Source organism: Bartonella sp. AC130YNZD (genome assembly GCF_042196865.1).
Taxonomy (GTDB): Bacteria; Pseudomonadota; Alphaproteobacteria; order Rhizobiales; family Rhizobiaceae; genus Bartonella.
Window position 1 is genome coordinate 1 of the sequence record NZ_JBHIQZ010000052.1, and the last position, 4,752, is coordinate 4,752.

Consider the following 4,752-nt stretch of genomic DNA (forward strand, 5'->3'; position numbering starts at 1 on the left):
ACCGATCCAACTTCTTTGATGAATATCACGTAAAGTAAAGACATCGGGTAAATGATCACAGCGCTCGACAATCAATTGTGCCCCCTCTGTTGCTAAATTATCCCCCGCCGCATAAAGACGTTTGGCATGACTTAATAGATAACTTGTCCAACGCAAGGCTGTTGTGATGGCATAGGGTCCAATTTCTAAACGACCACCGTCAAGAAGTTCAAAAATCAATGCAAGGCTTGCTATGGTCTTAGGCATTTTTAAAAGATGCGATTGTAAGCTTTCTAAGTAACTACCTCCTTTTGCCTCTTTATGAAGATGCTCTAACCATTCATAAAACTTCCCTTGTGCTTTAGGAGAAAAACGCATGATCAGCGGCTTTTCTGGAGACCCTAAGCGTTTATCACGAAAAGAACGAAACACCCTTTGATAATTTTCCCATGCCTCTTGATTGGGAGGTCTATCAACCCATTTCCACTCTTTTGTCTCATCGGGAAAGACCAGCATTTGAAAGCGTTGTAAGAAACCATCATTGCCTTTGCCATATAAAACATTGCGTATAAAGGGCAGAATGCGAGAGGGTTGAATGCCCCCTATAATAGAGACGGTTGCATTGGGAATAAAAATGGTTCCACGCCCAATCCGGTCATAAGTAAATTGACCATCTCCATTAAAAGCTTCCAAATAAAAGGCACGGTCTGTTTGATATTCCTTCCGTTCCATATCTGTTAAGAAACCGGATAATTCATCACGCACCATCAAGAGACCACGGGGATTTTCTTTTAAAAGTTCCCCAAGCTTTTCCACGCTCGTATCATTGACAATAAAACGAGAGACATCATCATCATGCGCATTGTCTTTAGAGAGGGTTTCAGACAAAAGAGCACGGGCTGTTTCAAGATCTCCTTTTTTTATTGCTTTATGGGCTTGCTTTTTCTTTTCGGATTTGTCTAAAGTCTCAAGTATCTCTTCAATTTCTTGTTTCTCTTTCTGCTTTAACCAGTCTTTATACCATTCCTTTTGAAGGCAAGTGATAGGCGCTAAAGCGGCTTTCATGGCTGGTGTTTTCATGGTTGAAGGTTGACCAATAAGAGCGCCCCAGAGATTAGGGACAATCTTCCAATCATCATGTTGTTTTGGAGCAATCCGCACACCATTGCCGATGAGAGCAGCCAAGCCACACAAAGCAGCGACAGCCACAAAATCAAGAGGCGCTTGTTGACGGTCAGCAACGTCATAAACATAGCGACTTAAAGTTAAAGGCATTTGCGCAGCATGAAAAGACTCGACGGGTAAGAGAGTATATTCAAGTGGTTTTAATTCCCCCCAACCGTTTTGTTGCAATGCTTGCTTATAAGGAATGGCTTCTAAACAAGTATTATCGTTTAAAGAGCCATTATCGTTATCATTGCATGAAACATTTTGATTGTTGTTCTCTACAATATTGTTTTTATTCTCTCTCATTTATTTATACCTTTCAGTATCAAAACATCATTGAAATCTAGACCGTAGGGGGCTTGCATCATAAAAACCTCAAAGCCTTGTCTATAAGCGCGCGCAGCGAGAGTGAAACCTGCTTTACGACCCGCCTCATCGCCATCCATTGCAATGGTGAGACGCCCTTTTGTAGGAGGTAAATTCACACGCATCATGCCATGGGTTGAAAGGGACGCCCATAAATTCACGGGCTCTGATAACAACCCAGACAGCAGAGCCAGACCGGTTTCAATGCCCTCACAAACGACAAGATGTTTTGGATTGTCTTGGCTTAAATGCACAGCACCACCCGTGACAGAACCCAACATGGCTTTTGCTGGTTTTTGATCTGTTTTGCAGCCATTGTCTTTTAAAAAGGTTCTATGAATGGCAAAAGAGCCAGCCCCCTTAACAAGAGCAACCAACGCGGGCAATGTACCCCCAGAGGGGTGTGGACATTTGCTATGAAAGCGTAAATCAGCAGGCAAATCACATGTGATCCCACGCATGCGTAAATAGGTTTCTGCTAAAGTATTTTTGATTGGTTGGCTTTGTTGCCAAATTGCTTTTGCTCTCTCTGCTTTCTGTTTTACTCGTTTGAGATCAGCACAAAACTGTTTTGAGAAAGAGAGCGTCTGATCATAAGCTTGTTTTCCAAGCAATCCAATTCTAATAAGCGCTTGTATGATCTCTCTAAAAGAGCAGCCAGCATAACAATAGAGTAAAAGACGCCCATCATGTCCATTGGCAAGGGATAAGCTAGGCAGCCTATCATCATGAGCGGGGCAACGAGCTGTTCCATAACGCCCATGCCAAGTACCACGCAAGGCACGTGTGATACCTTGCGCATTCTTAAAAGAACACATCATTTTTAATCCTATAACGTTGCGTCATAGGACGGATTGTGCACTCTCTAGATTGATGAGTTTGAGAAAGCCTTGTCCGTCCTTACGTGACAAGGTTTTTTTATGCCGCGTCACTTTGACGTTGCTGTTTTGCTTGTTCGATGACATTCAAAAGATCCGATTGTAACCAACGGGATAAAAAACCAAATTTTAAAGGTTTTGGGAGAGAGCCATTGGTGACATGACGGCGGAAAGTTGAGACACTCATATGAAGCAATTTTGCACTTTCACGGTCTGTTAAAAGAATATCATTTTCTGTCATTCTAAAATCCTTTCATTCTTAAAAAATAGAAACAACTCATGCCTATTTATTAAGCACATTTTGGTTTATTTTTGAAGGTATTTTATTTATAGAAAACAATATTTTATCATATAAATTCTCATGTGATAATTTATGAGTCTAATTGAGAGCGAATGAGAGAGAAGAGAGAGAAAGTTATCCACAGATCATGGGGTTATTCACCCCATATCTATTGACCCGTGACATAAGCCGCCCATTTATCCATATAGACACGGCGCTGTTCTAAATAGTCAGTCCGACGATAGGCACGCTCTACTTGCCCCCCGACCGTATGAGCTAAAATAGTTTCAGCGACCTCATAGGGGGCATCGGTTGTTTCAGCAAGCCAATTGCGTAAACTAGAGCGAAATCCATGGGGGCAGGCTTCAAGGTTATTGTTTCTCATATACTTTGACATACACGTATCATTAAGAGGCCCCCGACTTCTTACAGAGAAAAAGAAATCGTTGCGAGAAAGCGAGCGCGCTTGTTTGAGAATTTCTAATGCTTCTGTTGATAAGGGCACACGAAACTCTTTTGTTGTATCACGCTTGCCTTTCATATTTTCAGCAGGGATATGTCCAGATATCACCTTCAACTTGATCTTTATGAATATGACGTAAAGGGTTAGAGCGAACCCCTGTAAGGATAAGCAAACGCAAAGCCAGTTGTGTTAGGGTTGATGCTTCGCAAAGTGTTTTATAAAAAGCGGGAATGTCTCTCCAATCCATGGCAGGTAAATTTTTGACTTTAAGGCGTTGTTTTCCTAAACAAAAGATCAGTGAAATATTCCGTGATTAATGATTTGAATGGAGAAATCACGAATCTGTTTCAATGTGTTCAAAATGACTTTGAAGATTTAGCTAAACGACTAGAGTGGTTTGTTTGTTCAAGACAATTGTTTTTTTGAACTTGCGGCTATTGAACCAGAGAGCCTTTCCAAAGTTGAAAGAGCTGCTCGCTTTTTGTTTCTCCAACGTTGTGTGATGTATGGGAAAAAAGATTATGTCTTTTTTAGTTCTGGAAGAAAAAGAACGGCAGAGTTTAATCCCGAACAGCTGTTATCAAGGATGAGACGTGTTAGACAGAATCTTCTTGATACGACGATCTTAAATTTATCGTGGGAACGGGTTGTCGAACTTTTTGATGCACCCGACAGTTTATTTTACCTAGACCCGCCTTATCTTGTAAAGAAGAAGTATTACAGTTCTGGGAATTTTGTTGAAGATGATTTTGTGAGTATGGCAAAAGTTCTCAAAAGCATCCAAGGAAAGTTTGTCTTGAGTCTGAATGATTGTGATGCGGTTCGAGAGATTTTTAAGGATTTTGACTTTTTAGAATTAGAGCCCCTTTGGACAGCAGGTACGACTAAAAAACCACCCCGAAAAGAACTCTTGATTCGCAATAATTGAAGAAAATCATAAAAAGATTTGTTAGGATCAGAAGAAATATTTCTTCTCTAATAGGACTTTTTTTGATGCTTACATCTTTTGGTAAAATTTTACGGAAACTTCGCATTGATCATTCAGAACGCCTTTTAGATATGGCTAAAAAATTAGATATATCTGTAGCATTTTTATCATCTGTAGAAATTGGCAAAAGATCTGTTCCTGTAGGGCTGGAGGAAAAGATAATTGAACTCTATGCTTTAGATAAAGCTATGGCTTCTCTCTTAAAAAAAGAAGCCTATTCTTGTCGCAAAAGTTTTATTATAAAGCCTTCTGATACTTTCAGATGTGAAACTGTTGGTATGTTTTCTAGACTGAGTAAACATTATTTCACAAGAAGATTTAGAACTATTAAAAAAATTATTAGAGAAAGCTGGCAAAAAGAATGCATTTTGTAAAGGAAAGTGTAAAAATCCTATTCCCGAACCTAATTATATGGTCCATAACCTTAAAAAATATAAATAAAATCAATAGTTTATTGCAATTAAATTTAGATTCGAATTCAGGTATCCCAGCCAATTCTAGTGAAATTAGTTAATCAAATTTCAGCTTGAGAGTGGATCAATCCCCTTAACCATCTGTTGCTATTCATAGCAAGTTTTGTAAGCTGAAAAATACCCATTTGTAGCGGGTTAGCTCTAAATATGGTAAGGTT

General features: G+C 39.6%; 4 protein-coding genes and 2 pseudogenes. 2 read left to right on the forward strand and 4 right to left on the reverse strand.

Annotation, left to right across the window (positions count from 1 at the left end; genetic code table 11):
• The 4 genes and pseudogenes from ACFINU_RS09040 to ACFINU_RS09055 form a co-directional block, all read right to left on the reverse strand.
• A partial coding sequence (locus ACFINU_RS09040) for a YfjI family protein (RefSeq protein ID WP_375667596.1) occupies positions 1-1,452 on the reverse strand: 1,452 nt, incomplete at its 3' end.
• Positions 1,449-2,333 carry a toprim domain-containing protein gene (locus tag ACFINU_RS09045; RefSeq protein WP_375667598.1) on the reverse strand — a complete coding sequence of 295 codons (885 nt, stop codon included), beginning with the start codon at positions 2,331-2,333 and terminating at the stop codon, positions 1,449-1,451. The genes ACFINU_RS09040 and ACFINU_RS09045, both read right to left, overlap by 4 nt.
• 97 nt (positions 2,334-2,430) lie before the next feature.
• A complete protein-coding gene (locus ACFINU_RS09050) occupies positions 2,431-2,631 on the reverse strand; it encodes an AlpA family transcriptional regulator (RefSeq protein WP_007347209.1) in 201 nt (66 codons plus the stop codon).
• 208 nt (positions 2,632-2,839) lie between these two features.
• Positions 2,840-3,419 (reverse strand): annotated as a pseudogene (locus ACFINU_RS09055) (tyrosine-type recombinase/integrase); the annotation flags it as partial.
• 111 nt (positions 3,420-3,530) lie between these two features.
• Between ACFINU_RS09055 and ACFINU_RS09060 the strand changes: the two are divergent.
• Both ACFINU_RS09060 and ACFINU_RS09065 read left to right on the forward strand, forming a co-directional pair.
• The gene (locus ACFINU_RS09060) at positions 3,531-4,061 is read left to right on the forward strand and encodes a DNA adenine methylase (RefSeq protein ID WP_375618979.1); all 531 of its coding nucleotides are present in this window, start codon (positions 3,531-3,533) and stop codon (positions 4,059-4,061) included.
• Positions 4,062-4,126: 65 nt separating this feature from the next.
• Positions 4,127-4,562 (forward strand): annotated as a pseudogene (locus ACFINU_RS09065) (helix-turn-helix domain-containing protein).
• Positions 4,563-4,752: the final 190 nt, after the last annotated feature.